Below are 23,243 nucleotides of genomic sequence, written 5' to 3'. Positions count from 1 at the left end.
TGCTGAGGCTTGGAAAAACTTATGGCTAAGAAAAAAATCGGGTTGCCGCCCTTGGACTGGCTGCGCGTTTTTGAGGCGGCGGGGCGTCTGGGCGGGTTTTCGGCAGCGGCGAGGGAATTTGGTCTGACACAAGCGGCGGTAAGCCAGCGGATCGGTAACCTTGAGGCCTGGCTTGGGCGCACGTTGTTTGTGCGTGAGGCACGTGGCGTGTCATTGACCGTCGAAGGCGAAAGCTACCTGCCGCTGGTGCAAGACAGTTTGCAGGCGCTTGAACGCAATACCGAGGATCTGTTTGGCAAATCCCCGCGCGAATTGCGGGTGGCCGGTTTGTCATCGCACATCCACGCGCTTGTGGTTCCCAGCCTTGCGCGATTTCAGGAGATGCAGCCGAAGGTGCGTGTCCTCACCGATTCCGTGGCACGACGGTCGTCGCTGGATGAAGAGCGGACATGGCTGCAAATCCGCTACGGTCGCGGTGCCTGGCCCGGGCGGGATTCCGAATTGATCGCAGCTGAAGTGTTGGTGCCGATGGCGGCTCCGGGTGTTGAATGGGGCGCGCCTTTGATTGATCTGCGCGGAGAACGGCCGGGGTGGCGAGATTGGGCGCGAAAGGCAGATCAGGGCGATGTGACTACGTCGAACATCAGCTTCGATTCAATGGAACACGCGTTGTCCGCGGCACGTCAGGGCATGGGCGTAGCGTTGGGGTCGATGCCACTGGCCAAGGCGGATCTACAGGACGGACGGTTGCGCCGGTTGCACCTGCCCGAGCTGAAAACGAAGGATGGGTATTGGCTGACATGGCCGGAAGAACGGGCGAAATCAAAGAAGCAGCGCGCTCTGATAGCGGATTTTCTGGAAGTTCTGCGGGGATAGGCGATCAAAAATCGATCGCGATGCCCTTCTTCTCCCAATCGCCATAGCGGGCCGGGTCAGGACCGTCGCGACCGCCCAGTTCCTTTGGCATCTCTTTCGCTTTGGCCTCGGCCTTGCGGCGCCGCTCTTCAGCTTCGGCAAGGGCGCGCTGGGCGGCAGGCGGCAGGTCTTTGCGGTCGTCACTCATGACATCGGGTTCCTTTCCGTGCATGGGCTTGATATACGCCCGCGTCCGCTATTGGCAATGCGGGCGAGGATTTATTCAAAGGCGATTCCATGTCAGACAACGCAACAGCGGCGCGACGCAGCGCGATCTATCTGCTGGATCAGATTCTGGGTGAAGGACGCCTGCTGTCCGAATGTCTGGCCGCCGGCGCGCTGGACAGGTTGGCCCCTGAAGATCGCGCGCGGGCGCAACGCCTGACGCTGGAAACCTTGCGCGGGTTAGAGCGTGCGGATCGTCTGCTGGAAAACCACCTGAACCGTACCCCCGCTTTGACTGTGCATAACGCCCTGCGCCTTGGCGCGGTCGAGCTGTGCCACGGTGAAGCGGCACATGGTGTGGTGAATTCAATGGTCGACATTGTAGGGCGTTCACGCAAGCACGGACGGCTGAAAGGCCTGGTGAATGCCGTGTTGCGCAAAGTGGCCGCCGAAGGGCCCGATGCATGGCCCAAAATGCGCGTGCCGCGTTTGCCCGAATGGCTGCGTGATCCGCTGATCATGGCATGGGGTGAGGATGCAATCGCGGGAATGGAAAAGGCGCAATTATCTGGCGCACCACTTGACCTGACTGTGAAGCCGGGCGCCAGCGGACCGGGTGAGGCCCTACCAACAGGTTCGATGCGGCTGCACGATGCCGGTCAGGTCACGGCCCTTCCGGGCTATGGCAAAGGTGATTGGTGGGTGCAGGACGCGGCAGCCGCTATTCCAGTGCGCATACTTGCCCCGAAATCGGGCGAAAAGATCCTCGACCTTTGCGCCGCTCCGGGTGGAAAAACACTGCAACTGGCGGCGGCTGGGGCCGATGTTACGGCGCTCGACATCTCGGGAACGCGGTTGGCGCGGGTGCATGAGAACCTCAAACGCACCGGGCTGAAAGCCACTGTAGTCGCGGGCGACGCGCTTGAACATCAGGGCCAGTATGACGCCATCCTTTTGGACGCGCCGTGTTCTGCCACGGGAACGATCCGCAGGCACCCTGACTTGCCTTTTGCCAAAGACGGATCGGAATTCGGTGAGCTGATCGAGCTGCAGGCCCGGATGCTGGCCCACGCCTGGACCTTGTTGAAACCCGGCGGGCGGCTGGTCTATTGCACCTGTTCACTGCTGCCGGATGAGGGCGAGGTGCAGATCGAAGAAGCGCTGGACCAACACCCGGACATGTCGGTGGATCGGGCGGCTTTGAACATTGCCGGAATCGAGTCCGAATGGATCACCGAAGAAGGCGGCCTGCGCCTGCGGCCCGATTACTGGGCTGATCTTGGTGGAATGGACGGGTTCTATATCGCACGCCTGAACAAATCGACGTAGTGGCACGCTTTTCGATGACTTGACGATCGCCCCGGTCTATCGTTGGGTCTCAGGCGCCAGCAGAGCGCAAGGGGCAGAGTAACGAGCGTCATGTCAAAGACAGATACCATGACCAATCGGTGGACACGGTTTCAGAACCGTCTCTATGCACGACTCAGCCAGCGGCGCAAAGCGGTCTCGGGGTTTGTTGGCGAGCCGGAACCACGCACGGTTGGCTCATTTGCGCGCGGACGTCAGTTGGTCGCCGGAAATCTGCTATTTGCGGGCTATCTGGTCGAAGCTCAGGATACCGAGCTGTGGGATGTGGCCGCGCCCAGCACCGGGTTCGACAATGAACGCCACGGCTTTGCCTGGCTCGACGATCTGGCTGCTGTCGGCGATATGCGCGCGCGTGAAAAGGCCCAGCGGTGGGTCTGGGGCTGGATCAACGCGCATGGTCGCGGTCAGGGGCCGGGCTGGGCACCTGATCTGACCGGTCGGCGCGTCATACGCTGGATCAACCATGCGATTTTCCTGTTGCGCGGCGCAGATGAACACCAAAGCAGGATGTTTTTTCGCTCGTTAGCCCAACAGACATGGTTTCTGTCCAAGCGTTGGAAGGCAGCGACCCCCGGTCTTCCCCGGTTTGAGGCGCTTGCCGGGCTGGTGCAGGCCGGATTGGCGCTGGAGGGGTTGGAGCAAATGGCTGATCCCGCCCTTCGTGCGTTGGCGCGCGAATGCGACAGCCAGATTGATGAGCAGGGCGGAATCTTAACCCGCAACCCCGAAGAGCTGCTTGAGGTTTTTATGCTGCTTTCATGGACCTCGGCCGCGCTCAGCGCATTGGGCCGGGGCACGCCCGGGGCGCAGGCAAGTGCCATTAAACGCATGGCCCCCACCTTGCGCAGCCTGCGCCATGCGGACGGGGCTTTGGCTCGGTTTCACGGCGGTGGGCGCGGTGTCGAAGGGCGTCTGGATCAGGCACTGGCGCAAAGTGGTGTCAGGCCACATCACGCCACGGGGCTGTCCATGGGATTTGCCCGACTTTATGCGGCCAGAACCAGCGTGATTGTGGATGCCGCCACTCCACCCAAGGGGGCGGCGTCATACAACGCCCATGCTTCGACCCTGGCTTTCGAACTGACGTCGGGCCGCAGACCACTGGTGGTCAATTGCGGATCGGGCGAAAGCTTTGGGACGGAATGGCGGCGTGCGGGTCGGGCGACACCGTCGCATTCGACACTGTGCCTTGATGGGTATTCAAGCGCTCGGCTGGCGCCGCCGACGCAGGGCGCCGAACGCGAGGCACTGGTGGATGCGCCGCATGAGGTTCCCATTGATTTCGAGGATGCCTTTGAAGGCACGCGATTCATGGCCGGGCATGACGGGTATACCAAGGTCTTCGGATTGACACATGCGCGTACCTTTGAGCTGCGCTTTGATGGGCGTGAGTTGGCCTGTGAGGATATTCTGCTGACGGCCACCGACAAGGCGAAGCGCCAATTTGACAAGGCGATGGACGCCTCGGGCCTGAAGGGCATCGCCTTTGACATCCGGTTTCACCTGCATCCGGATGTGGATGCAGCGCTGGATTTGGGGGGTGCAGCAGTCTCGATGGCGCTGAAAAGTGGTGAGATTTGGGTTTTCCGCCATGATGGCGTGGGAAAATTGTCTGTAGAACCAAGCGTTTATCTGGAAAAAGGGCGTTTAAAACCACGCGCGACAAAACAGATCGTTCTATCTGGCCGCGCAATGGAGTATGCGACGCGCATCCGGTGGACGCTGAGCAAGGCCCAGGACACAGCCTATGCCGTGCGGGATATACACCGGGACGAGCCCGAGTTTGACTGACGCCAAAAGGACCTTTGACCCCATGACCGATCTTCACCCCGTGCGCCGCGCGTTGCTTTCCGTTTCCGACAAGACCGGGTTGATCGAGCTGGGAAAGGCATTGGCCGAACGCGGGGTCGAACTGCTGTCGACCGGCGGTACAGCCAAGGTGCTGCGCGATGCAGGGCTTGCGGTGAAGGACGTCAGCGAGATTACCGGCTTCCCCGAGATGATGGATGGTCGTGTGAAAACGCTGCATCCGATGGTGCATGGCGGGCTGCTGGCGCTGCGCGACAATGACAGCCACGTGGCGGCGATGGACGAACATGGCATCGGCGCGATCGACCTTCTGGTGGTGAACCTTTATCCGTTCGAGGCCACGGTAGCCAAAGGTGCGGGTTACGACGAATGCATCGAAAACATCGATATCGGTGGCCCGGCGATGATCCGCGCGGCGTCGAAGAACCACGCTTTTGTCAATGTGGTTGTGGATGTTCAGGATTACGACGCGCTGCTGGACGAGCTGGCGGCTAATGATGGGCAGACATCCTATGCGTTCCGTCAGAACCTGGCGCAGACAGCCTATGCCCGTACTGCTGCCTATGACACGGCTGTGTCGAACTGGATGGCTGATGCGCTGGCCGCGCAGGCCCCGCGCCGTCGCGCCTTTGCCGGAGAATTGAAGCAGACCTTGCGCTATGGCGAAAACAGCCACCAACAGGCGGTCTTCTACACCGATGGCACCAACCGCGCCGGTGTCGCGACAGCAGTGCAGCATCAGGGCAAGGAACTGAGCTACAACAACATCAACGACACGGACGCGGCATTTGAACTGGTTGCCGAGTTCGATCCGGCGCAAGGATCAGCCTGCGCGATCATCAAACATGCCAACCCCTGCGGTGTTGCCAAGGGCGCGACACTGATCGACGCCTATAAGGCCGCGTTTGATTGTGACCGCACTTCGGCCTTTGGCGGGATCATTGCGCTGAACCAGCCGCTGGATGCCGAAACCGCGCAGGAAATCACCGGAATTTTCACCGAAGTTGTGATCGCTCCGGGTGCGTCGGATGAGGCCAAGGCAATCTTTGCCGCCAAAAAGAACCTGCGTCTGCTGACAACCGATGGCCTGCCAGACGTGACCACAGGTGGCAAAACCGTCCGTCAGGTAGCCGGTGGCCTTCTGGTGCAGGACAAGGACAACGGATTTGTTGGCCTGGATGACCTGAAGGTCGTCACTAAGAAATCCCCGACCGAGGAACAGATGCGCGATCTTCTGTTTGCGTGGAAAGTGGCGAAACACGTCAAATCCAATGCCATCGTCTATGTCAAAGACGGAGCAACCGTGGGTGTTGGTGCCGGGCAGATGAGCCGCCTGGACTCGGCGATGATTGCAGCGAAGAAAGCCGAGCGTATGGCTGATGCTCTGGGCTTGGCCCAACCACTGACAATCGGTTCCGCCGTGGCGTCGGATGCGTTTTTCCCGTTCCCGGACGGTCTGATGGAAGCGGCCGAGGCCGGCGCGACCTGTGTTATCCAGCCGGGTGGTTCGATGCGCGATGAAGAGGTGATCGCAACCGCGGATGAGGCCGGTCTGGCCATGGTCTTTACCGGCATGCGCCACTTCCGCCACTGATGCGCTATCGTCTGCTTCTCTGGGCCGCACTGGCTGCGTTACTGATCGACCAAATCAGCAAGTATCTCGTCGTTCACGTGATGCGCGTGGCTGATGGGAACATTGATGTCCTGCCGCCGTTGCTGGTGTTCAAATACGGTGAGAATCGGGGCATCAATTTCGGCCTGTTTCAGGGCAATACCGATGCTGCCCGATGGGCGTTGATCGGAGTTTCCATGGTCATCGCAATCGGTGTGCTGATCTGGCTGATGCGCACAGCCCCGTCGAAACTGATGCTGGTTTGCGGCGGGTTGCTGATTGGCGGGGCGCTGGGCAACGTCGTGGATCGCCTGCTTTATGGTTATGTTCTGGATTTCCTGAACATGTCCTGTTGCGGCATCAACAACCCTTTCGTGTTCAACCTTGCTGATGTGTTCATTTTTGCGGGAGCGATTGGTCTGGTGCTGTTCGAAGGCAAAAAGGCCTCGTGACGTGCCATTTGAAATGCGATAAAAGCGCCTGAAACAGGCTGGAGACTCTGATGCGGCTGCCGCGTTCCATATTTGCTTTGACATTGGCCTTTGCGGCTGCGGGCTGTTCCGATATTGGACTGCGCCATCTCGAAGCGCCCGGGCAAGGGCCGGATGAATTCTCGGTCCTGCCTGTCAAACCGTTGACCGAGCCCAAGGATTACAAGTTCCTGCCTGCGCCCACGTTGGGTGGCGAAAACCTGACCGATCCGAACCCTAAGGCCGAGGCTGTCGTTGCCCTTGGTGGGAACGAATCTTCGCTGAACGCAAATACGGCCATTCCGTCCACGGATGCCGCCCTTGTGACGGCCTCCAGCCGGTATGGGGTTGCGGCAAATACACGGCAGGTGGTTGATGCCGAGGATGCCGAGTTCCGCAGAAAGCAGGGCCGCCTGACGCGCTTGCGCTTGTTCAAAGTGGATCGTTATTCGCAGATTTACCGTCGCGAAACGTTGAACCCCGACCGTCAGAATGAAGCGGCACGCCAGGCCGGGATAGAAACACCATCGGCGCCACCGGTAGATGAATAATCTTTAACTTTTCGTCATTGGCCTTGAACCCGCGTGGTGCCACCGTAGTTTGAACAGCATAAATCAAACGGAGGACGCCCTATGGTTCGGGCCCTGGCATTGTCGGCAGCCCTGATGGCCGCAACCCCTCTTGCTGCAAGCGAGGGGCACGAAGCGGTCACTACCTTTACGTTGGACAACGGCATGGATGTCGTCGTGATCGAAGATCACCGCGCACCGGTTGTGCAGCATATGGTCTGGTATCGCGCAGGATCAGCGGATGAGCCCGTGGGATCATCTGGCGTGGCGCATTTCCTCGAACACCTGCTGTTCAAAGGCACGGACACTCTGGCCCCGGGTGAGTTTTCCGCCACTGTTGCGGCCAATGGCGGCACCGACAACGCGTTCACTTCGTATGATTACACCGCGTATTTCCAACGCGTTGCCGCCGACCGGTTGGAACTGATGATGCGGATGGAAGCGGACCGGATGCGCAATATCCGCCTGAGCGAAAATGATATTGTCACCGAACGCGACGTGATCCTTGAGGAACGCAATCAGCGCACCGACAACAGCCCCCGTGCCCTGTTTGGCGAACAGATGAGCGCGTCGCAATACCTCAACCATCGCTACGGTGTGCCAATCATCGGCTGGCGACACGAGATGGAGACGCTGGACATGGAGGACGCGCTGTCCTTCTACCAGACCCATTATGCGCCCAATAACGCCATTCTGGTCGTCACCGGTGATGTCGAACCTGACGAGGTCAAATCGCTGGCCGAGCAGTATTACGGCGTGATCCCCGCCAACCCTGACCTGCCCGAACGGGTCCGGTCGCAGGAACCGCCGCAAACGGCAGAACGCCGTCTGACATACAAAGACGCGCGCGTGTCGCAGCCCTATGTGCAGCGCAGCTATCTGGCACCCGAGCGTGATCCGGGCGAACAGGAAAAAGCGGCTGCTCTGTTTCTGTTGGCAGAACTGTTGGGCGGAAGCACGACATCCTACCTGAACGAAAAGCTTCAGTTCGAGCAGCAGAAGGTTGTCTACACCGGGGCGTTCTATCGGGGTGTCTCGCTGGATGATACGACCTTTGACCTGATCGTCGTCCCGGCTGCAGGCGTTTCCCTGCAAGAGGCCGAAGATGCAATGGATCAGGTGGTTGCCGACTTCATCGCTGAGGGTGTGAACGAGGAAGACCTTGACCGGATCAAGATGCAGCTGCGGGCGTCGCAGACCTATGCGCGCGACAATGTGGATGGGATTGGCAACCGCTATGGCCGCGCGCTGACCAGCGGCCTGACAGTTGAGGACGTGCAGGCCTGGCCCGATATTCTGCAAGCCGTCACTGGGGATGAGATCATCGCCGCTGCCCGCGAGGTAATACAACCGGAAACATCGGTCACCGGCTGGCTGATGCGCGATGATGAGGTGACGCAATGAAACGGATATTCGCAACCTTGATCGCGTTTGTTGTCGCTTTGCCCGCGTGGGCCGATATCGAGATCGAAGAGGTTACTTCTCCTGGTGGTATCACCGCCTGGCTGGTCGAGGATCACTCGATCCCCTTCACCGCGCTGGAGTTGCGTTTTCGCGGCGGCACATCGCTGGATGACGCGGACAAACGCGGCGCGGTCTACCTCATGAGTGGCCTGATTGAGGAAGGCGCAGGTGACATGGATGCCCGCACCTATGCGCGTGAGCTGGAATCGCTGGCGGCCTCGTTCCGATACAGTGCAACCGATGACACGGTGTCAATTACTGCGCAGTTCCTGACCGAAAACCGGGATGAGGTGATCGACCTGTTGCGCACCACCATTCACGAGCCGCGCTTTGATCAGGATGCGGTGGACCGGGTAAAGGCGCAGGTGCTGTCCGGCCTCAAATCCGATCAAACCGACCCGAATGACATTGCGGGTCGTAATTTTGCCCAAATGGCCTATGGCGACCACCCTTACGGCACCGAAGGTAAGGGCACGATCGAAAGCGTGACCGCCCTGACGCGCGATGACGTGGTCACCGCCTATCAGGATGTCTTTGTCCAAGACCGGATGTATGTCGGCGCGGTGGGTGACGTCACACCCGAAGAGCTGGGCGCGTTGCTGGATAAACTGTTGGCCGACCTGCCGGAAACAGGCAAGCCGATCCCAGAACGTGCCAATGTGTCCATCCCGGGTGGTGTCAGCGTGGTCGAGTTTGACACGCCGCAATCTGTGGCCTTGTTCGGACATGCCGGCATTGACCGCGATGATCCCGATTTCTTTGCCGCGTTTATCCTGAACCACATCCTTGGCGGGGGCGGGTTTGAAAGCCGCCTGATGCAGGAAGTGAGAGAGAAGCGTGGCCTGACGTATGGTATTGGCACTTATCTGGTGCCCAAGGACCTGGCCGCGGTCTATCTGGGGTCCGTGTCGTCCAGCAATGATCGCATTGCCGAAGCGGTCGAGGTGATCCGCGACGAGTGGGCTCGCGCCGCGTCCGAAGGTGTAACCCAAAAAGAACTGGACGATGCCAAAACCTATCTGACGGGCGCTTATCCGCTGAGGTTTGATGGCAATGGCCAGATCGCGGGGATCATGGTCGGGATGCAGATGGAAGACCTGCCCATCGACTATATCGCCACCCGCAACGACAAGGTGAATGCGATCACGCTGGAAGAGATCAACCGGGTCGCCAGTGAATTGCTGGACCCTGACGGGCTTCATTTCACCATTGTCGGCAAGCCCGAGGGTCTGGACGGCTAAACCCGTTCAGGCCGCGACGGGCTGTTTTTGTGCCCGAAGCGTATGCTTGTTGCTGCTCAGAAGCTTTTGCCGCGCATGCCTGAAATGCGCGGCTTTAAGCGCGTCGTCGATATGCCGGTTGCGGCGCAGCAGGCGCGACAGACGGAAATTGTCGAACACCAGGCAGGTTGTCGGTTCCGAGGCGATGACGGTGGCAGTTGCGGGCAAACCAAGGCCGAACGTCAGCTCTCCCAGTGTCTCGTCCGAGCCGCAAATATTGATGACCTGACCATTTTGAAGGATGGTTGTTCGCCCGCTCAGGACATAGCCAAGGAAATCTGTTGTTCTGGCTTCTTCGATCAGAATGTCGCCCTTGGCGAACTCCTGAACCGACGCAGTGTTCAATAGCTTTCGGGCGTGATGCGGTTTCAGTGACCCAAGATGATGCGAGATGAACTGGCGCTCGGCTGCGGAAAAGCGAATGAGATGCCGCGACAGGTATCCGCGCAGCAATCCGATGACCGAGATCGCGATATAGGCCAACTGTATGATCGAACCGGCAAGATTGAATTCTTCAACCATGCTGATCAGAACGCAGCTTGCGGCAACGATAACCAGAACCGGGTAGAGCACGCCATTGCCTCGGACTATGCCGATTTGCAGTAAAAAGTAGTTCAGAATGTAGAGGCCAGCCCCGGCGACGCCGACCATCGTGGCCAGTTCGACAAACTCGGTGAACTCAAATGGACTATTCAGCATGTAAGGACCCACCCTCGCAATGAATGGGTCCTACGCTGCGTCAATCACGTGAAGCCGTAAATGAACAACTTCACAGGTTAATGGGTCTTATGAGCGTGCTTTCGCCTGCGCGCGCAACATTTGCCCCATCATCTGGCCGAACTTGCCCGAACCACGCTGGTACAGCGCGCCGTCTACGGCCAATACCGTGCCGCTTATATAGCTGGCCAGATCGGAGCTTAGGAACATACAGGCGTTCGCCACGTCCTGCGGTTGACCCCAACGGCCCAGGGGGACGTCCTTGCGTAGCGCTTCTCCGGCATCTGGCGTAGGGGCCAAACGCTTGGCCCCTTCAGTACCTTCGATAAAGCCCGGCACGACTGAGTTCACGCGGATACCCTCGACGCCCCATTCCATCGACAGGGTGCGGGTGATCTGATCCACGCCTGCCTTGGCGGCACAGACATGGGCTTGGCCTTCGTAAGGCAGGTAGGATTGCGGGGCCGAGATGTTGATGATGCTGGAACCCGGACGTTTGAGGTAGGGATAGGCACCTTTCATCACGTGGATCGTGCCCATCAGGTCGATATCGATCACGGTCTTGAACGCATTGACCGACATCTCCGCCGCGAGCGCTGGGAAATTACCCGCCGCGCCGGATACTAGCACGTCGAAATCACCGAACGCGTCGTGGAACTGTTTCAGCCCGTCTGCCACGGCCTCTGGGTCGCGTACGTCAAAGGCCGCGCCGATGGCGTCTTGTGCCCCTGCACCTTTCAGCGCAGCAATGGTGTCATCGACCTTTTCCTGCGATCGGCTGGCGACCGCCAGCTTGGCACCCGAGGCCGCAAAAGCCTCGGCAATGCCGCGATTGATACCGCTGGTTCCGCCGATGACGACGACGGTTTTTCCTGAAAAGTCCATGTAGGCCTCCCTTGGCGGGGAGCCCTACTCGCCGTAGGGCACCCAGATGTTTTTGACTTCGGTCGCAGCCTGCAGGAAGCGGCGAGAATGGTCCACGCCCCAATCGATTGCCGTCGCGTTATTCACCCAGGTCCGTTTCAGGTTCCCGGCCGAGACGACCTCGATCTCTTTCGACAGATCGGTGGATGAGAACGACCAGACCGCATCTACGTTCAGGTGCGAAGCCAGCGGTTTTGCCAGCTCTGCATGGCTGCCGGTCAAGATATTGACCACGCCAGCGGGGACGTCAGATGTCTCAAGGATCTGGTAGAAATCAGTCGCTGCCAGAGGGTAGGGCTCTGAGGCCACCAGGACTGTCCGATTCCCCATCGCAATCGCCGGGGCCATGGCCGAGACCAGACCCAGCAGAGGCGTCTCATCCGCGCACAGCGCGCCGATGACACCAACGGATTCCTTCATGGCAATCGCCACGCCACGGATCGGAACGCCGTGCACCTGTCCGTCATACTTGTCGGCCCAGGCGGCGGCGGTGAACAGGCGCTGGATTGAAGCTTCGACCTCTTTCTCACCGTCTTTCTTGCCGGTCATCCCGTCGATGCGAGCGGCAAACTCGTCGGCGCGAGCCGAGAGGTTTTCGCCGATGTAATACAGGATCTGCGCCCGCAGATGGCCGGTGGTCTTGGACCATCCATTGGCCCCTGCCGCAGCTTCAACCGCATTGCGGACGTCCTTGCGATTGGCGAGGCCCACGTGGCCCAACAGCCCGGATTTACCCCAGACGGGTTTCGAATAGCCGCTATCGGGCCGTGCCTGCTTGCCTCCGACATACATCTTGGCGGTACGGTCAATCGGATCGACCGGTGCGCCATCACCGGTGCCTGCTTCGACCTTCGCCAACGGCTTAGCTTTGCCTTTGGGCTTGGTGTACGCGGTCAAGCCTTCCCAGCCGCCTTCACGGCCAAAGCCGCTTTCGCGCACGCCACCGAATCCGGCTGCCGCGTCGAACAGGTTGGTGGCATTCACCCAGACCACGCCCGCGACCAGCTTGGCCGCGATATCCAGTGCAAGGTTCACATTCTCGGTCCACACGGTCGCAGCCAACCCGTAACGGGTGTTGTTGGCCAGCTCCACCGCCTCTTCCGGCGTGCGGAAGGTCGAGGACACCAGCACCGGGCCAAAGATCTCTTCCTGCATCAGCGGGTCGGAAGTTTCGAGGCCCGAGATCAGCGTCGGCGGGTAATAACACCCGTTCGCCGGCAGATCGCATGCCGCTTGGTGCACGTGACCAGCGGTGTTGCTTTCGACCATGCTCTTGATGGTTTGCAGTTGGACAGGGTCTACAACCGCGCCCACATCGATGCACTTGTCCAGCGGATCGCCGATGCGCAGCGAGTCCATCCGTGCGCGCAGTTTGTCGTGGAAACGGTCCGCGATGCCTTCTTGGACCAGCAAGCGGGACCCTGCGCAGCAGACCTGACCCTGATTAAACCAGATTGCGTCGACCAAACCTTCGATAGCACTGTCGATATCGGCGTCGTCAAAGACGATGTAAGCCGACTTACCACCCAGCTCCAACGTCAATTCCTTGCCCGAACCAGCGGTCGCTTCACGGATACGACGGCCCACCACAGTCGAGCCAGTGAAGGCGATTTTGTCCACGTCTGAGGATACGATCATCTCACCCACAGCACCGTCACCGGTGACGATGTTGACGACGCCCTTTGGCAGCCCTGCCTGCGAGCAAATATCGGCAAACAGAAGCGCGGTCAGCGAGGTGTACTCGGCAGGTTTTAAAACCACCGTGTTGCCCATGGCCAGGGCCGGGGCAATCTTCCACGACAGCATCAGCAGCGGGAAGTTCCACGGAATGATCTGCCCGCAGACGCCGAGCGCCTCAGAATCCGGTAGCTCACTTTCCATCAGCTGCGCCATGCCCGCGTGATAGTAAAAATGCCGCTGCGCCAGCGGGATGTCGATATCACGGGACTCCCGGATCGGTTTGCCGTTGTCGAGGCTTTCCAGCACCGCAAACAACCGCGAATGCTTCTGCAACAGGCGCGCGATGGCATAGAGGTACCGCGCGCGGCCTGCGCCGCCCAGCTTCTCCCACTTCGGTTGCGCCTTGCGGGCGGCAGAAACGGCAGCGTCGACATCGGCCTGTTTTGCTTGGGTCAGTTTGGCCAGCACCTCTCCGGTTGCCGGGTTGCGGCTGTCAAACCCTTTGCCGGGTTTGGTGAACGCACCATCGATATAGTGGCCGAACTTGTCGCCCTGATCGACCAGCCAGGCCAGAGCCTCGGCGGCACTTTCGGGGGCAGGGCCGTAATCCATGGTTTCGAATATCTCTTTGACTGTCATTGTTTTTGTCCTCAGCCCATGGAGTGACGGTAACCGGCGGAGTATGCGCCAGTTACATAGTGTTCCAACTGTCGCTCGATATCGCCCAACAAGGACGACGCGCCAAAGCGGAACAAGTCCGGCTCCAACCAGCGGTCACCCAGTTCGTCCTTGATCAGCGACAAATAAACCAGCGCGTCCTTGGCCTTGGATATGCCGCCTGCCGGTTTATAGCCGACCCGGTATCCGGTGCGGTCATAATAGTCACGGATTGCGCGGATCATCACCAGCGAAACGGGCAGGGTGGCGTTGACGCTTTCCTTGCCGGTCGAGGTCTTGATGAAATCCGCCCCGGCCATCATGCAGACCAGCGAGGCGCGTGCGACATTGCGCAGACTGCCCAGTTCGCCAGTGGCAAGGATGGCTTTGACATGCGCATCACCGCAGGCCACGCGGAACGCCTTCATCTCGTCATACAAAGCTTGCCAGTCGCCAGACAGCACGTGACGGCGCGAGATCACGATGTCGATTTCCTCGGCACCGGCTTTCACGCTTTCTTCGATCTCGGCCACGCGCAGATGGAATGGCGATAAACCAGCCGGGAAGCCGGTGGAAACCGCGGCTACAGGGATGCCGGTGCCATGCAGCGCGTCCACGGCGGTTTCGATCATGTCGTGATAGACGCAAACGGCCCCGGTTGTGATCGGCGGCATATCCAGCGCCTTCAGAACCGAAGGTGCAACGGGTTGCCGTGCCTTGGCACACAGACGGCGCACACGTCCGACCGTATCGTCACCCGACAGGGTGGTCAGGTCGATCATCGTGACCGCCTTCAACAGCCATGCGGCCTGATACTCTTTTTTGACAGACCGACGACCAGGCAGGGTCGCGGCGCGGCGTTCAATGGCCGAAGTATTGACCTGCACGGCGCGTACCCAGTCCAGATCCAATTCCATTCCAGGGTTTCTGGGCTCGGTCACTTGCGGCAGATGCGCGGTGCGCACGGGGCTTTCTGAGCTCTGCGTTTCCATCTTCACATCCTTTGGGAGGTTTGCGCCAAATTCGCACGGCTTGCGGCCGATTGGAAGGCATACCAGCCTTTCGCGCGCAATTTTTTTGACCAAATGGACAAAATTAACGTTTTCTTGCGAATAATTCGCAATAGCGTTGACTTAGTTGCGAATGGTTCGCATATTCATTCTCAAGAGGATACCTAAATGGGGTCAGAAATGATTCGTCGTAGTTTTCTTGCGGCTTTGGCTTTTGCCGCCGCTTTGCCGGTCGCAGCCTGGGCCGAGGCACCGCTGAAAGTGGTTGCTACCACGGGCATGATCGCTGATGCGGCGCGTCAGATCGGTGGCGATCAGGTTGAGGTCAAGGGCTTGATGGGCCCGGGCGTCGACCCGCATGCCTATCGTCAGACCCGCAGCGATATCGTGGCAATGACGCGCGCGGACCTGATCCTGTGGCACGGTCTTTACCTTGAGGCGCAGATGGAAAACTTTTTCCATGATCTTGGGCGTAAACGCCCGGTTGTTGCTGTTGCCGAGGGGGTAGAAAAGTCCAAGCTGCGCGCGCATGACGACTATGCCGACAAGTATGATCCGCATGTATGGATGAGCCCGGCCGTCTGGCGCGATGTGGTGGTCGAGGTTCAAAAAGCCCTGACAGACGCCCGCCCCGAGGCGGCGGGTGCTTTCGCGGCCAACACGCAGGCCTTTCTGGCTGAAATCGATCAGTTGGAAGCCTATGGCAAGCAAGCGCTGGCCGACGTACCGGAAAACAACCGTGTGCTTGTGACAGCCCATGACGCCTTCGGTTATTTCGGTGAGGAATACGGCTATGAAGTGCTTGGTATTCAGGGCATCTCGACCCAGTCAGAGGCCGGTCTGAACCGGATTGGCGAGCTGGTCGATACCTTGGTGGATCAGCAGCTGACGGCGGTGTTTGTCGAAAGCTCGGTTTCTGATCGGTCCATGCGCGCGCTGATCGAAGGGGCCGCGGCCAAAGGCCATGATGTTGGCATCGGCGGAGAGCTGTATTCCGACGCAATGGGAGAACCGGGCACCTACGAGGGCACCTATATCGGTATGCTGGATCACAACATCTCTGTGATTGCCGGAGCGCTGGGCGCAGACGTGCCCGAACGCGGCATGAACGGCAAATTGTCGGCGGGGTCTTGAACGATGCTGTCGCTGGCTGCGCATCAGGGTGCTTCGGTTGCTGAAAAAATTACAAAGGACTGCCCGCTGGCCATTCGCGGCCTGACTGTCTCATACGGTCAGAAACCTGCCGTGTTTTCGGTGGATATGACCGTGCAACCCGGCGCGATGACGGCGATCATCGGCCCGAACGGGGCGGGGAAGTCTACGCTTCTGAAGGCGGCGCTGGGCATCGTTTCGCCCTTGTCCGGGCAGGTGTCCGTCTTTGGTGAACCGCTGGAGAAACAGCGTGCACGAATTGCCTATGTGCCGCAACGCGCAAGCGTCGACTGGGATTTTCCGACGCGCGTGATTGATGTTGTGTTGATGGGTCTGTCCCGCGAGCTGGGCTTGCTGGGTCGTGTCCGTGCCCGGCATATGTCCCGGGCCATGGACTGTCTTAACCGGGTCGGGATGCGCGATTTTGCCGATCGTCAGATTGGTCAATTGTCCGGCGGCCAGCAGCAGCGCGTTTTCCTTGCCCGTGCTCTGGCGCAGGATGCTGATCTTTACCTGTTGGACGAGCCATTCGCAGGTGTCGATGCCGCGACGGAAAAAGCAATCATTGCAGTGCTGAAGTCGCTGAAAGAAGCGGGCAAGACCGTCGTGGTCGTGCATCACGATCTGGCCACCGTAACCGATTACTTCGACCATGTATTCTTGATCAATACCCGCAAAGTTGCCGAGGGAACTGTGGCCGAGGCCTTTACCGCCGAAACCCTGCAATCGGCGTATGGCGGCCGTCTGGCCACTGCGCAGATCGACCAGATTTCGCGCGCATTGGGGTAAATCATGCTTTGGGATGCTCTGAGCCTTCAGCTGGGCTATAACGCCACGCTGGTCGCGATTGGTGCGACCTTGCTGGGTATATCCGCTGGTGTGACCGGCACGTTTCTGTTCCTGCGCAAACGCGCGCTGGTCAGCGACGCAATCAGCCACGCGACTCTGCCCGGCGTTTGCCTTGGGTTCATTGTTTTGGTCGCGCTTGGCGGCGATGGGCGCAACCTGATCGGTCTGCTGGCCGGATCGGCCGTGTCGGCCTGGGTTGGATTGCTTTGCATGAACTGGCTGACACGCCACACACGACTGGCCGAGGATGCCGCCATTGGTGCCATCTTGTCGGTGTTCTTCGGTCTTGGCATCGTGCTGTTGACTGTGATCCAGACCATGGGCGTCGGTCGTCAGGCCGGGCTGGAAGGGTTCCTGCTGGGCTCGACCGCAGGGATGTTGTGGGCGGATGCGCTGGTCATCGCAATCGGTGGGGCAGCGACGCTGTTGCTGGTCATGATCATACGCCGGCCGATGACCATGGTAGCCTTCGACCCTGAATATGCCGCTGCCCGGGGGCTGCCGGTGCACCGGATTGATCTGGCGATGATGGGGCTGGTCATGGCAGTTACTGTGGTGGGCCTGAAAATTGTCGGGCTAATCCTGATTGTGGCGCTGCTGATCATCCCACCCGTCACGGCGCGGTTCTGGACGGACCGCTCGGACCGCGTGGTGCTGCTAGCTGGACTGGCCGGAGGGTTGGCGGGCTATCTGGGTGCGGCGATGTCGGCCTCGGCCCCCAATCTGCCCACCGGCCCGATCATTGTACTGGTCAGCTTTGGCTTTTTCGCACTGTCCCTGTTACTTGCGCCTGTCCGGGGTGTTCTGGCAGCGGTTCTGCGGCAACTGAGGTTCCAGCGCCGGGTTCACATTCGGCAGGGTCTGCTGGCACTGGCGCAGGGGCAAAAGATCTATGAGCCGCTGACCTTGCGTCTCTTGCGGCGTGCAGGTTTGGCGCGGGCAGATGGCGTGGCCACCGAAACCGGCAGGGCCCGCGCTGCCAAGGCGCTGCGCGATGAAAAGCGCTGGGAAATCGTCAGGGCTGATCAGATGCATGAGGCAACGGCTGCGCTCTATGACGGGTTGCGGGACATCGAAACCGTGCTGACCCAAGATCAGATCGCCGAGATCGACCGTCAGATCGGCGGCCCGCAAGAGGTTCCGGCATGAGCGGTGAAGAATTCGTACCTCTGTCATTGACTCCATTGCTGATCGGCACGTTTGCCGCCATCGCTTGTGCTTTGCCCGGGAACTTTCTGGTCCTGCGCAAACAGGCTCTGATCGGGGATGCGATCAGCCATGTCGTGCTGCCGGGTATTGTCGTGGCCTTTCTGCTGACCGGAACGATTTCAACCTGGCCCATGATGCTGGGCGCCGCGGGCGCGGCGGTGGTGGCTGTAGTTCTGATCGAAGCCGTCAGGCGCCTGGGGCAGATCGAGGCGGGTGCCGCGATGGGGGTGGTCTTCACCACGATGTTTGCAGCCGGTGTGCTGCTGTTGGAACAAACCGATACCTCGACCGTGCATCTGGATGTTGAACATGCGCTTTATGGCAATCTGGAAAGCCTGATCTGGTTGGACGCGGTGGGCTGGTCTTCGGTATTGGATCCCGTGGCGCTGGCGGGGTTGCCGCCGGAATTGCCTCGGATTGCGCTGACTTTGCTGGGGGTATCTGTCTTTGTATGGCTGTTCTGGCGGCCGCTGAAGATTTCCACCTTTGACGAAGGGTTCGCGCGCACCATTGGTGTCCGGACCGGAGTTCTGGGCATGGCCCTTGTGATAACGGCAGCGATTGCCGCCGTGGCGGCATTTGACGCAGTGGGTTCGATCATTGTGATTGCCATGTTTATTTGCCCCCCGGCGGCGGCGCGCATGATGACCAACCGGCTGGAAACCCAGATCGCTTGGAGCATCGTCTTTGCCATCCTATCGGCTGTCTCCGGGTACGTGCTGGCTGGATATGGTCCGCTCTGGCTGGGGGCGGCGGACGCGGTCAGTGCTGCGGGCATGATCGCAACAATGTCCGGTCTGATCCTTGCGTTTGCGGCTTTGTGGGGGCCGTGCCGGACCCGGGCGGGTGCACCCGGAGCCGCGTGACCCGGCATTTTCCCGCCGCTGGGTCCTGCGTGTTATCGGCCAAACTTCGCCACCTGAATTGGGGCGCGGAGAGTCTTCACATCGTGAAACCGTATTCGTGGTATAAATTGGTCCATTGATTATTGGATGACCACCACTCACTCCGGATCGTTCGAGCAATCGCGCCCAGACTGGCCGCAAGTCTAGGCTGGCACGGTGTGATTGTTCGAACGCCCCCTCCTCACATTAAATACAAGCCAAAGCGGTGGCAGAATCGTGCGCGAATGTGCTAGGTCTGGTGGTATGGCGCAGGCACACCCCAATATCAGCGAAAATCGACCGGTCATCCGGCAACTTGACGACGCAGCAATCAACCGTATTGCGGCAGGCGAGGTTGTCGAACGCCCGGCTTCCGCGGTCAAGGAATTGGTGGAAAATGCCATCGACGCAGGCGCAACCCGCGTCGCGATCGACATTGCCGATGGGGGGAAGACGCTGATTCGCGTCACCGATGATGGCTGCGGGATTTCTGCGGAAGATCTGCCATTGGCTTTGTCGCGCCACGCGACCTCGAAAATTGACGGGTCCGATCTGTTGAATATCCACACCTTCGGGTTCCGGGGTGAGGCCCTGCCTTCGCTGGGCGCGGTCGGCCGCTTGACCATCACCAGCCGGGTGCCAGGGGGCGAGGCGGCCTCGATCCACGTGGCAGGTGGTCGGATGGACGGGGTGAAACCTGCGGCCTTGCGTGCTGGCACAGTGGTCGAACTGCGCGATCTCTTTTTTGCAACGCCTGCGCGATTGAAATTTATGCGCACCGACCGGGCCGAAGCCCAAGCAATCTCCGACACCGTCAAAAGGCTGGCCATGGCCGAGCCTTCGGTGACTTTCACTTTGCGTGACGTCTCTGGTGGTGGAGAAGGGCGCGTTACCTTCCGCGCTGACCGTGAAAATGGTGATCTATTCGACGCGCTTCACGCCCGGCTGGCCCGCGTGATCGGGCGCGAGTTTGCTGAAAATGCCCTGCAGATCGATGCCACGCGCGAGGGGATCCGGTTGTACGGTTACGCCGCCTTGCCGACCTATTCGCGCGGCGCGGCGGTGGCGCAGTATCTGTTCGTCAATGGTCGTCCTGTGCGCGACAAGATGCTAACGGGCGCGCTGCGGGGGGCCTATTTCGATTTCCTCAGCCGGGATCGTCATCCGGCAGCAGCATTGTTCATCGATTGCGATCCGACGTTGGTCGACGTGAATGTGCATCCGGCAAAGTCCGAGGTCCGGTTCCGCGATCCGGGCGTCGCGCGCGGGTTGATCGTCTCGGCCCTGAGGCACGCGCTGGCCGAGGCCGGACACAGGGCCTCCTCCACAGTGGCGAATGCGACTTTGGGCGCTATGCGTCCGGAACCGGCACAACCTGCGCCGGCACGCGTCTATCAGATGGACCGTCCCTCGCCAGCTGCTCGAAAAGTGGCGTATCAGGCACAGGCACCGGGATTTGCCGAACTGTCTCAGGACTACAGCGGCAGCATTGTCGAACCGGCTTCGGCCCCAGAAACATCGGTCGAAGACCTGCCTTTGGGGGCGGCGCGTGGGCAGGTGCATGAGAACTACATCATCGCCCAAACCGCAGACGGCATGGTGATCGTCGATCAACATGCGGCACATGAGCGGCTGGTTTATGAGAAGCTCAAAAACCAGATGGCCGAGAATGGCGTCGCGGCTCAGGCGCTTCTGATCCCGGAAATCGTTGAACTGTCCGACAGCGATTGCGCGCGCCTGATGCAGGTTGCGGACGACCTGACAAAGCTGGGACTGACGATTGAACCCTTTGGCGGCGGTGCGGTCGCTGTGCGTGAAACGCCGGCCATTCTGGGGGAGGTGGACGCGCGGGCGATGATCCTCGATGTCCTCGACGAACTGGCCGATCAGGGCGAAAGCCAGACCGTGCAGGCGCGGATTGAGGCGATTCTCAGCCGGGTGGCCTGTCATGGGTCGGTCCGGTCGGGTCGCCGTATGCGGGCCGAAGAAATGAACGCCCTTCTACGGGAAATGGAGGCCACGCCCCATTCCGGTCAGTGCAACCACGGGCGGCCGACTTATGTGGAATTGAAGCTGAACGATATCGAGCGATTGTTCGGCCGTAGTTGATCCATTGGCTTGGTTAGGCTATGGAGAATAAAACAAGAACATCCGAGGCGACATGATCGAGATAGCAGGAACCCAATATGCGCTGAACGACCCCGTGATCCTGACCGTGGGTGGGGTTGTTACGCTGATCCTGCTGTTGCTGTTTTTGTCGCTGCGCGCAGCCAACCGGTCGGCCCGTATGGCAGAACCTTTGTCCCGCCAGATGGCGCACCTGGGCCAGCATGTGCAGCAGTTGGGGCAGGGGCAGGAACAATTGCGCGGTGGCTTGCAGCATGTCTCGGACACGCAGGCCAATGCACAGGTGCAGGTGATCCAAACGGTTGAATCCCGCCTGTCCTCGGTCCAGCAGCAGATGAATGATCGGCTGGCAGATAACGCGATGAAATCGGCGCGTGCCTTGGCCGAGATGCAGGAGCGGATGAAGGAATCCCTACATGGATCATCCAAACAAACCGCGACATCGCTGACACAGTTGCAGGAACGTCTGGCCGCCATCGATAAGGCGCAGGACAATATCACCAAACTGTCGGGCGACGTGCTGTCTTTGCAGGATATCCTGTCGAATAAGCAAACGCGTGGTGCTTTCGGAGAGATTCAGCTGAATGATATCGTCTCTAAGGCGCTGCCGTCGGATAGTTTCAAGCTGCAGGCAACCCTGTCGAATGGGCGGCGCGCAGATTGCCTGATCAACCTCCCGAACCCTCCAGGGCCGATTGTCATCGACAGCAAGTTCCCGTTGGAGGCCTATGAGGCGCTGATCGGTTCGACCAATGACATGGAGTTGAAGGCGGCGGTTCAGATGTTCCGCAGCACGGTGCGCAAGCACATTACAGATATTTCCGAGAAGTACATTCTGGACGGTGAAACGGCTGATGGAGCACTGATGTTCCTGCCGTCCGAGGCGGTCTATGCCGAACTGCACGCCAAGTTTCCGGAACTGGTGCAGGAGAGTTTTACCAAACGCGTATGGATCGTCTCGCCCACCACCTGCATGGCGACACTGAACACGATGCGTGCGATCCTCAAAGACGCGCGGATGCGGGAACAAGCTGGGGCGATCCGCAAAGAACTGGGTTTGCTGCACAAGGATGTTGAGCGTTTGGGTGATCGGGTCGGCAATCTGGACCGCCATTTCGGGCAGGCGGCCAAGGATATCTCGGAAATTAAGATCAGTGCCGAAAAGGCTGGTCGCCGGGCTCAGCGGTTGGATAACTTCGATTTCGAGGAGTTGGCACCGGATGATCAGACCAACGTTGTGCCCTTGGGGCAGTCCGAGGGGTAGGCCTACTGGATTGACAGATCCAGGTTATAGCCGACCGTCTTGTCCGTATCGCGGTCATTGCCCATCAGATAGACTCGGATTGTGTAATCTCCATCCTCTGGAAGTTCGATGCGAGCGGTATTCCCGTCGATCGATCCGTTGTAGATCGCAACGCCATCACTGTCGGGCGGCAGAATGTTGAAGTAGATCACGCCATTGCCATTTGTATCGCTTACCTTCAGGTCGGCAAACATCTCTTGCCCGGCCTTTGCGCCCAGCTTGTAGTCGAAGTACTCGTTCCCGGTCACGGTCCCATTGACCATCGTCCCGAAATTGCCCGGTTCGAACTTCACGTCAGCGACCAGCTGGGCCGAAGCGACAGATGAAAAACCCATAAGGGCAAGAAAAAAGAACATAGTCCGGATCATTTCAAATGCCTCCACCAATCAGCTTGCAGGGCAGCGTACCACATGAGCGCTGATTGCGTCAGATCTTCAGGAACGGTTGGAACAGACGCGGCATCAACTTGCTGAATTTCAGCGGCGCGTCAGTGACAGCCAGACAAATGCAATCCTCGGTGATGTCGGCTGTCGGCGTGTGGTGCAGGTCTTCATCTGCAATCTCCACATCACCACGGGCAAAACGGTCGACCTCGTCCGAAAACGCGCCCTGCAGAACCATGGTCAGTTCCACGCCGTTGTGGCTGTGGTCCGGAACTGCGGTGCCCGCCGGAATGAACAGCAACCGAGCTGTTGCTTCGCCGCTCGTCGGCAGGATCGCCTGTTTGACCCCCATGCCGATTGGTCGCCAGCGGATGTCATTCACGTCACCGCCCACATAATCCTGCAACGGGGTTGGCAAGACCGAGCAGCCGGGTCGCCTGGGTTTGGCATTCGGCGCACCGTTTGCGATCAAAGCCATCGTTTCCGCAAGTGCTTTGTCGTTCATCGCAACGGTCTCGTCCTGTTCTTCCAGGACATATCCGCCAACGGCGTCAAAGCTTTCGGCCTGCGCACGACATTGATTGCACAGGGAAAGATGTGTTGCGACCATCAGGTCGAAAGCCTCGGGCAAAGTGCCTGCGGCGTAAGCCATCAGCAGGTCGTCTGTCAGGTGATGTTTGATTTTATTGCTCATAT

21 protein-coding genes are annotated in these 23,243 nt (G+C 59.6%); 14 read left to right on the top strand and 7 right to left on the bottom strand.

Features of this window, described 5'->3' with window-relative positions:
• Positions 1–21: 21 nt before the first annotated feature.
• Positions 22–876, top strand: coding sequence for a LysR family transcriptional regulator (locus tag AC2FIS_RS09175; RefSeq protein WP_496721028.1), 855 nt, complete (start codon positions 22–24; stop codon positions 874–876).
• Positions 877–880: 4 nt separating this feature from the next.
• Here the strand turns inward: AC2FIS_RS09175 and AC2FIS_RS09170 are convergent, their stop codons facing one another.
• Positions 881–1,063 carry a DUF1674 domain-containing protein gene (locus AC2FIS_RS09170; RefSeq protein WP_170550772.1) on the bottom strand — a complete coding sequence of 61 codons (183 nt, stop codon included), beginning with the start codon at positions 1,061–1,063 and terminating at the stop codon, positions 881–883.
• An 89-nt stretch (positions 1,064–1,152) separates the two neighbouring features.
• Here AC2FIS_RS09170 and AC2FIS_RS09165 point away from each other — a divergent pair, with 89 nt between their 5' ends.
• The 7 genes from AC2FIS_RS09165 to AC2FIS_RS09135 all read left to right on the top strand — a co-directional run bounded on the left by AC2FIS_RS09165 (position 1,153) and on the right by AC2FIS_RS09135 (position 9,613).
• Positions 1,153–2,409 (top strand): RsmB/NOP family class I SAM-dependent RNA methyltransferase, encoded by a 1,257-nt coding sequence (locus AC2FIS_RS09165; RefSeq protein ID WP_496772980.1) that lies wholly within the window; start codon positions 1,153–1,155, stop codon positions 2,407–2,409.
• 90 nt (positions 2,410–2,499) lie between these two features.
• Positions 2,500–4,239, top strand: coding sequence for a heparinase II/III family protein (locus tag AC2FIS_RS09160; RefSeq protein ID WP_496772979.1), 1,740 nt, complete (start codon positions 2,500–2,502; stop codon positions 4,237–4,239).
• A gap of 22 nt (positions 4,240–4,261) precedes the next feature.
• The gene (gene purH, locus AC2FIS_RS09155) at positions 4,262–5,851 is read left to right on the top strand and encodes a bifunctional phosphoribosylaminoimidazolecarboxamide formyltransferase/IMP cyclohydrolase (protein ID WP_496772978.1); all 1,590 of its coding nucleotides are present in this window, start codon (positions 4,262–4,264) and stop codon (positions 5,849–5,851) included.
• Entirely contained in the window at positions 5,851–6,321 is a 471-nt protein-coding gene (gene lspA / locus AC2FIS_RS09150; protein WP_496772976.1) for a signal peptidase II, read from the top strand. The genes purH and lspA overlap by 1 nt, the downstream gene beginning before the upstream one ends.
• Positions 6,322–6,371: 50 nt before the next feature.
• Positions 6,372–6,890, top strand: a complete 519-nt coding sequence (locus AC2FIS_RS09145) for a DUF3035 domain-containing protein (protein ID WP_496772975.1) — start codon at positions 6,372–6,374, stop codon at positions 6,888–6,890.
• 81 nt (positions 6,891–6,971) lie between these two features.
• Positions 6,972–8,312 carry a M16 family metallopeptidase gene (locus tag AC2FIS_RS09140; RefSeq protein WP_282170221.1) on the top strand — a complete coding sequence of 447 codons (1,341 nt, stop codon included), beginning with the start codon at positions 6,972–6,974 and terminating at the stop codon, positions 8,310–8,312.
• A complete protein-coding gene (locus AC2FIS_RS09135) occupies positions 8,309–9,613 on the top strand; it encodes a M16 family metallopeptidase (RefSeq protein ID WP_496772974.1) in 1,305 nt (434 codons plus the stop codon). The genes AC2FIS_RS09140 and AC2FIS_RS09135 overlap by 4 nt, the downstream gene beginning before the upstream one ends.
• Before the next feature lie 6 nt (positions 9,614–9,619).
• On the opposite strand, the gene AC2FIS_RS09130 is transcribed toward AC2FIS_RS09135, so the two are convergent.
• The 4 genes from AC2FIS_RS09130 to deoC form a co-directional block, all read right to left on the bottom strand.
• Positions 9,620–10,351 (bottom strand): cyclic nucleotide-binding domain-containing protein, encoded by a 732-nt coding sequence (locus AC2FIS_RS09130; RefSeq protein WP_496772972.1) that lies wholly within the window; start codon positions 10,349–10,351, stop codon positions 9,620–9,622.
• An 87-nt stretch (positions 10,352–10,438) separates the two neighbouring features.
• On the bottom strand, positions 10,439–11,254 hold the full coding sequence (locus AC2FIS_RS09125) for an SDR family oxidoreductase (protein WP_496772971.1): 816 nt from the start codon (positions 11,252–11,254) through the stop codon (positions 10,439–10,441).
• A gap of 24 nt (positions 11,255–11,278) precedes the next feature.
• Complete coding sequence (locus tag AC2FIS_RS09120; protein WP_496772970.1) at positions 11,279–13,612, bottom strand: aldehyde dehydrogenase family protein; 2,334 nt, start codon at positions 13,610–13,612, stop codon at positions 11,279–11,281.
• An 11-nt stretch (positions 13,613–13,623) separates the two neighbouring features.
• On the bottom strand, positions 13,624–14,622 hold the full coding sequence (deoC, locus tag AC2FIS_RS09115) for a deoxyribose-phosphate aldolase (RefSeq protein ID WP_496726335.1): 999 nt from the start codon (positions 14,620–14,622) through the stop codon (positions 13,624–13,626).
• 198 nt (positions 14,623–14,820) lie between these two features.
• On the opposite strand from deoC, the gene AC2FIS_RS09110 reads away from it, so the two are divergent.
• The 6 genes from AC2FIS_RS09110 (at position 14,821) to AC2FIS_RS09085 (ending at position 22,125) form a co-directional block, all read left to right on the top strand.
• Positions 14,821–15,774: a metal ABC transporter solute-binding protein, Zn/Mn family gene (locus tag AC2FIS_RS09110; protein WP_496773339.1), complete on the top strand. Its 954-nt coding sequence runs from the start codon at positions 14,821–14,823 to the stop codon at positions 15,772–15,774.
• Between the two features lie 3 nt (positions 15,775–15,777).
• Positions 15,778–16,581: a metal ABC transporter ATP-binding protein gene (locus AC2FIS_RS09105; RefSeq protein WP_058274943.1), complete on the top strand. Its 804-nt coding sequence runs from the start codon at positions 15,778–15,780 to the stop codon at positions 16,579–16,581.
• 3 nt (positions 16,582–16,584) lie between these two features.
• Positions 16,585–17,790, top strand: a complete 1,206-nt coding sequence (locus AC2FIS_RS09100; RefSeq protein WP_496772969.1) for a metal ABC transporter permease — start codon at positions 16,585–16,587, stop codon at positions 17,788–17,790.
• Complete coding sequence (locus AC2FIS_RS09095; protein WP_496772968.1) at positions 17,787–18,716, top strand: metal ABC transporter permease; 930 nt, start codon at positions 17,787–17,789, stop codon at positions 18,714–18,716. The genes AC2FIS_RS09100 and AC2FIS_RS09095 overlap by 4 nt, the downstream gene beginning before the upstream one ends.
• Positions 18,717–18,998: 282 nt before the next feature.
• Positions 18,999–20,843, top strand: a complete 1,845-nt coding sequence (gene mutL, locus AC2FIS_RS09090; RefSeq protein WP_496772965.1) for a DNA mismatch repair endonuclease MutL — start codon at positions 18,999–19,001, stop codon at positions 20,841–20,843.
• A 52-nt stretch (positions 20,844–20,895) separates the two neighbouring features.
• On the top strand, positions 20,896–22,125 hold the full coding sequence (locus tag AC2FIS_RS09085) for a DNA recombination protein RmuC (RefSeq protein ID WP_496772964.1): 1,230 nt from the start codon (positions 20,896–20,898) through the stop codon (positions 22,123–22,125).
• A gap of 2 nt (positions 22,126–22,127) precedes the next feature.
• Here the strand turns inward: AC2FIS_RS09085 and AC2FIS_RS09080 are convergent, their stop codons facing one another.
• Both AC2FIS_RS09080 and AC2FIS_RS09075 read right to left on the bottom strand, forming a co-directional pair.
• Positions 22,128–22,532 (bottom strand): hypothetical protein, encoded by a 405-nt coding sequence (locus AC2FIS_RS09080; RefSeq protein WP_496772962.1) that lies wholly within the window; start codon positions 22,530–22,532, stop codon positions 22,128–22,130.
• 58 nt (positions 22,533–22,590) lie between these two features.
• Positions 22,591–23,241 carry a ChrR family anti-sigma-E factor gene (locus AC2FIS_RS09075; RefSeq protein WP_496772961.1) on the bottom strand — a complete coding sequence of 217 codons (651 nt, stop codon included), beginning with the start codon at positions 23,239–23,241 and terminating at the stop codon, positions 22,591–22,593.
• Positions 23,242–23,243: the final 2 nt, after the last annotated feature.

The organism is Ruegeria sp. CDSB113, assembly GCF_059611045.1.
Note: the sequence above shows the minus strand (reverse complement) of the source record. Positions and strands in the feature narration are given on the sequence as shown.

Coding starts and splice junctions, on each gene's coding strand:
- AC2FIS_RS09120 (WP_496772970.1), bottom strand. CDS start 13,612: ATGACAGTCAAAGAGATATTCGAAACCATGGATTACGGCCCTGCCCCC.
- AC2FIS_RS09085 (WP_496772964.1), top strand. CDS start 20,896: ATGATCGAGATAGCAGGAACCCAATATGCGCTGAACGACCCCGTGATC.
- AC2FIS_RS09175 (WP_496721028.1), top strand. CDS start 22: ATGGCTAAGAAAAAAATCGGGTTGCCGCCCTTGGACTGGCTGCGCGTT.
- AC2FIS_RS09130 (WP_496772972.1), bottom strand. CDS start 10,351: ATGCTGAATAGTCCATTTGAGTTCACCGAGTTTGTCGAACTGGCCACG.
- AC2FIS_RS09145 (WP_496772975.1), top strand. CDS start 6,372: ATGCGGCTGCCGCGTTCCATATTTGCTTTGACATTGGCCTTTGCGGCT.
- AC2FIS_RS09125 (WP_496772971.1), bottom strand. CDS start 11,254: ATGGACTTTTCAGGAAAAACCGTCGTCGTCATCGGCGGAACCAGCGGT.
- AC2FIS_RS09160 (WP_496772979.1), top strand. CDS start 2,500: ATGTCAAAGACAGATACCATGACCAATCGGTGGACACGGTTTCAGAAC.
- AC2FIS_RS09100 (WP_496772969.1), top strand. CDS start 16,585: ATGCTTTGGGATGCTCTGAGCCTTCAGCTGGGCTATAACGCCACGCTG.
- deoC (WP_496726335.1), bottom strand. CDS start 14,622: ATGGAAACGCAGAGCTCAGAAAGCCCCGTGCGCACCGCGCATCTGCCG.
- AC2FIS_RS09170 (WP_170550772.1), bottom strand. CDS start 1,063: ATGAGTGACGACCGCAAAGACCTGCCGCCTGCCGCCCAGCGCGCCCTT.
- AC2FIS_RS09080 (WP_496772962.1), bottom strand. CDS start 22,532: ATGATCCGGACTATGTTCTTTTTTCTTGCCCTTATGGGTTTTTCATCT.
- mutL (WP_496772965.1), top strand. CDS start 18,999: ATGGCGCAGGCACACCCCAATATCAGCGAAAATCGACCGGTCATCCGG.
- AC2FIS_RS09075 (WP_496772961.1), bottom strand. CDS start 23,241: ATGAGCAATAAAATCAAACATCACCTGACAGACGACCTGCTGATGGCT.
- AC2FIS_RS09105 (WP_058274943.1), top strand. CDS start 15,778: ATGCTGTCGCTGGCTGCGCATCAGGGTGCTTCGGTTGCTGAAAAAATT.
- AC2FIS_RS09095 (WP_496772968.1), top strand. CDS start 17,787: ATGAGCGGTGAAGAATTCGTACCTCTGTCATTGACTCCATTGCTGATC.
- lspA (WP_496772976.1), top strand. CDS start 5,851: ATGCGCTATCGTCTGCTTCTCTGGGCCGCACTGGCTGCGTTACTGATC.
- AC2FIS_RS09140 (WP_282170221.1), top strand. CDS start 6,972: ATGGTTCGGGCCCTGGCATTGTCGGCAGCCCTGATGGCCGCAACCCCT.
- AC2FIS_RS09165 (WP_496772980.1), top strand. CDS start 1,153: ATGTCAGACAACGCAACAGCGGCGCGACGCAGCGCGATCTATCTGCTG.
- AC2FIS_RS09110 (WP_496773339.1), top strand. CDS start 14,821: ATGATTCGTCGTAGTTTTCTTGCGGCTTTGGCTTTTGCCGCCGCTTTG.
- AC2FIS_RS09135 (WP_496772974.1), top strand. CDS start 8,309: ATGAAACGGATATTCGCAACCTTGATCGCGTTTGTTGTCGCTTTGCCC.
- purH (WP_496772978.1), top strand. CDS start 4,262: ATGACCGATCTTCACCCCGTGCGCCGCGCGTTGCTTTCCGTTTCCGAC.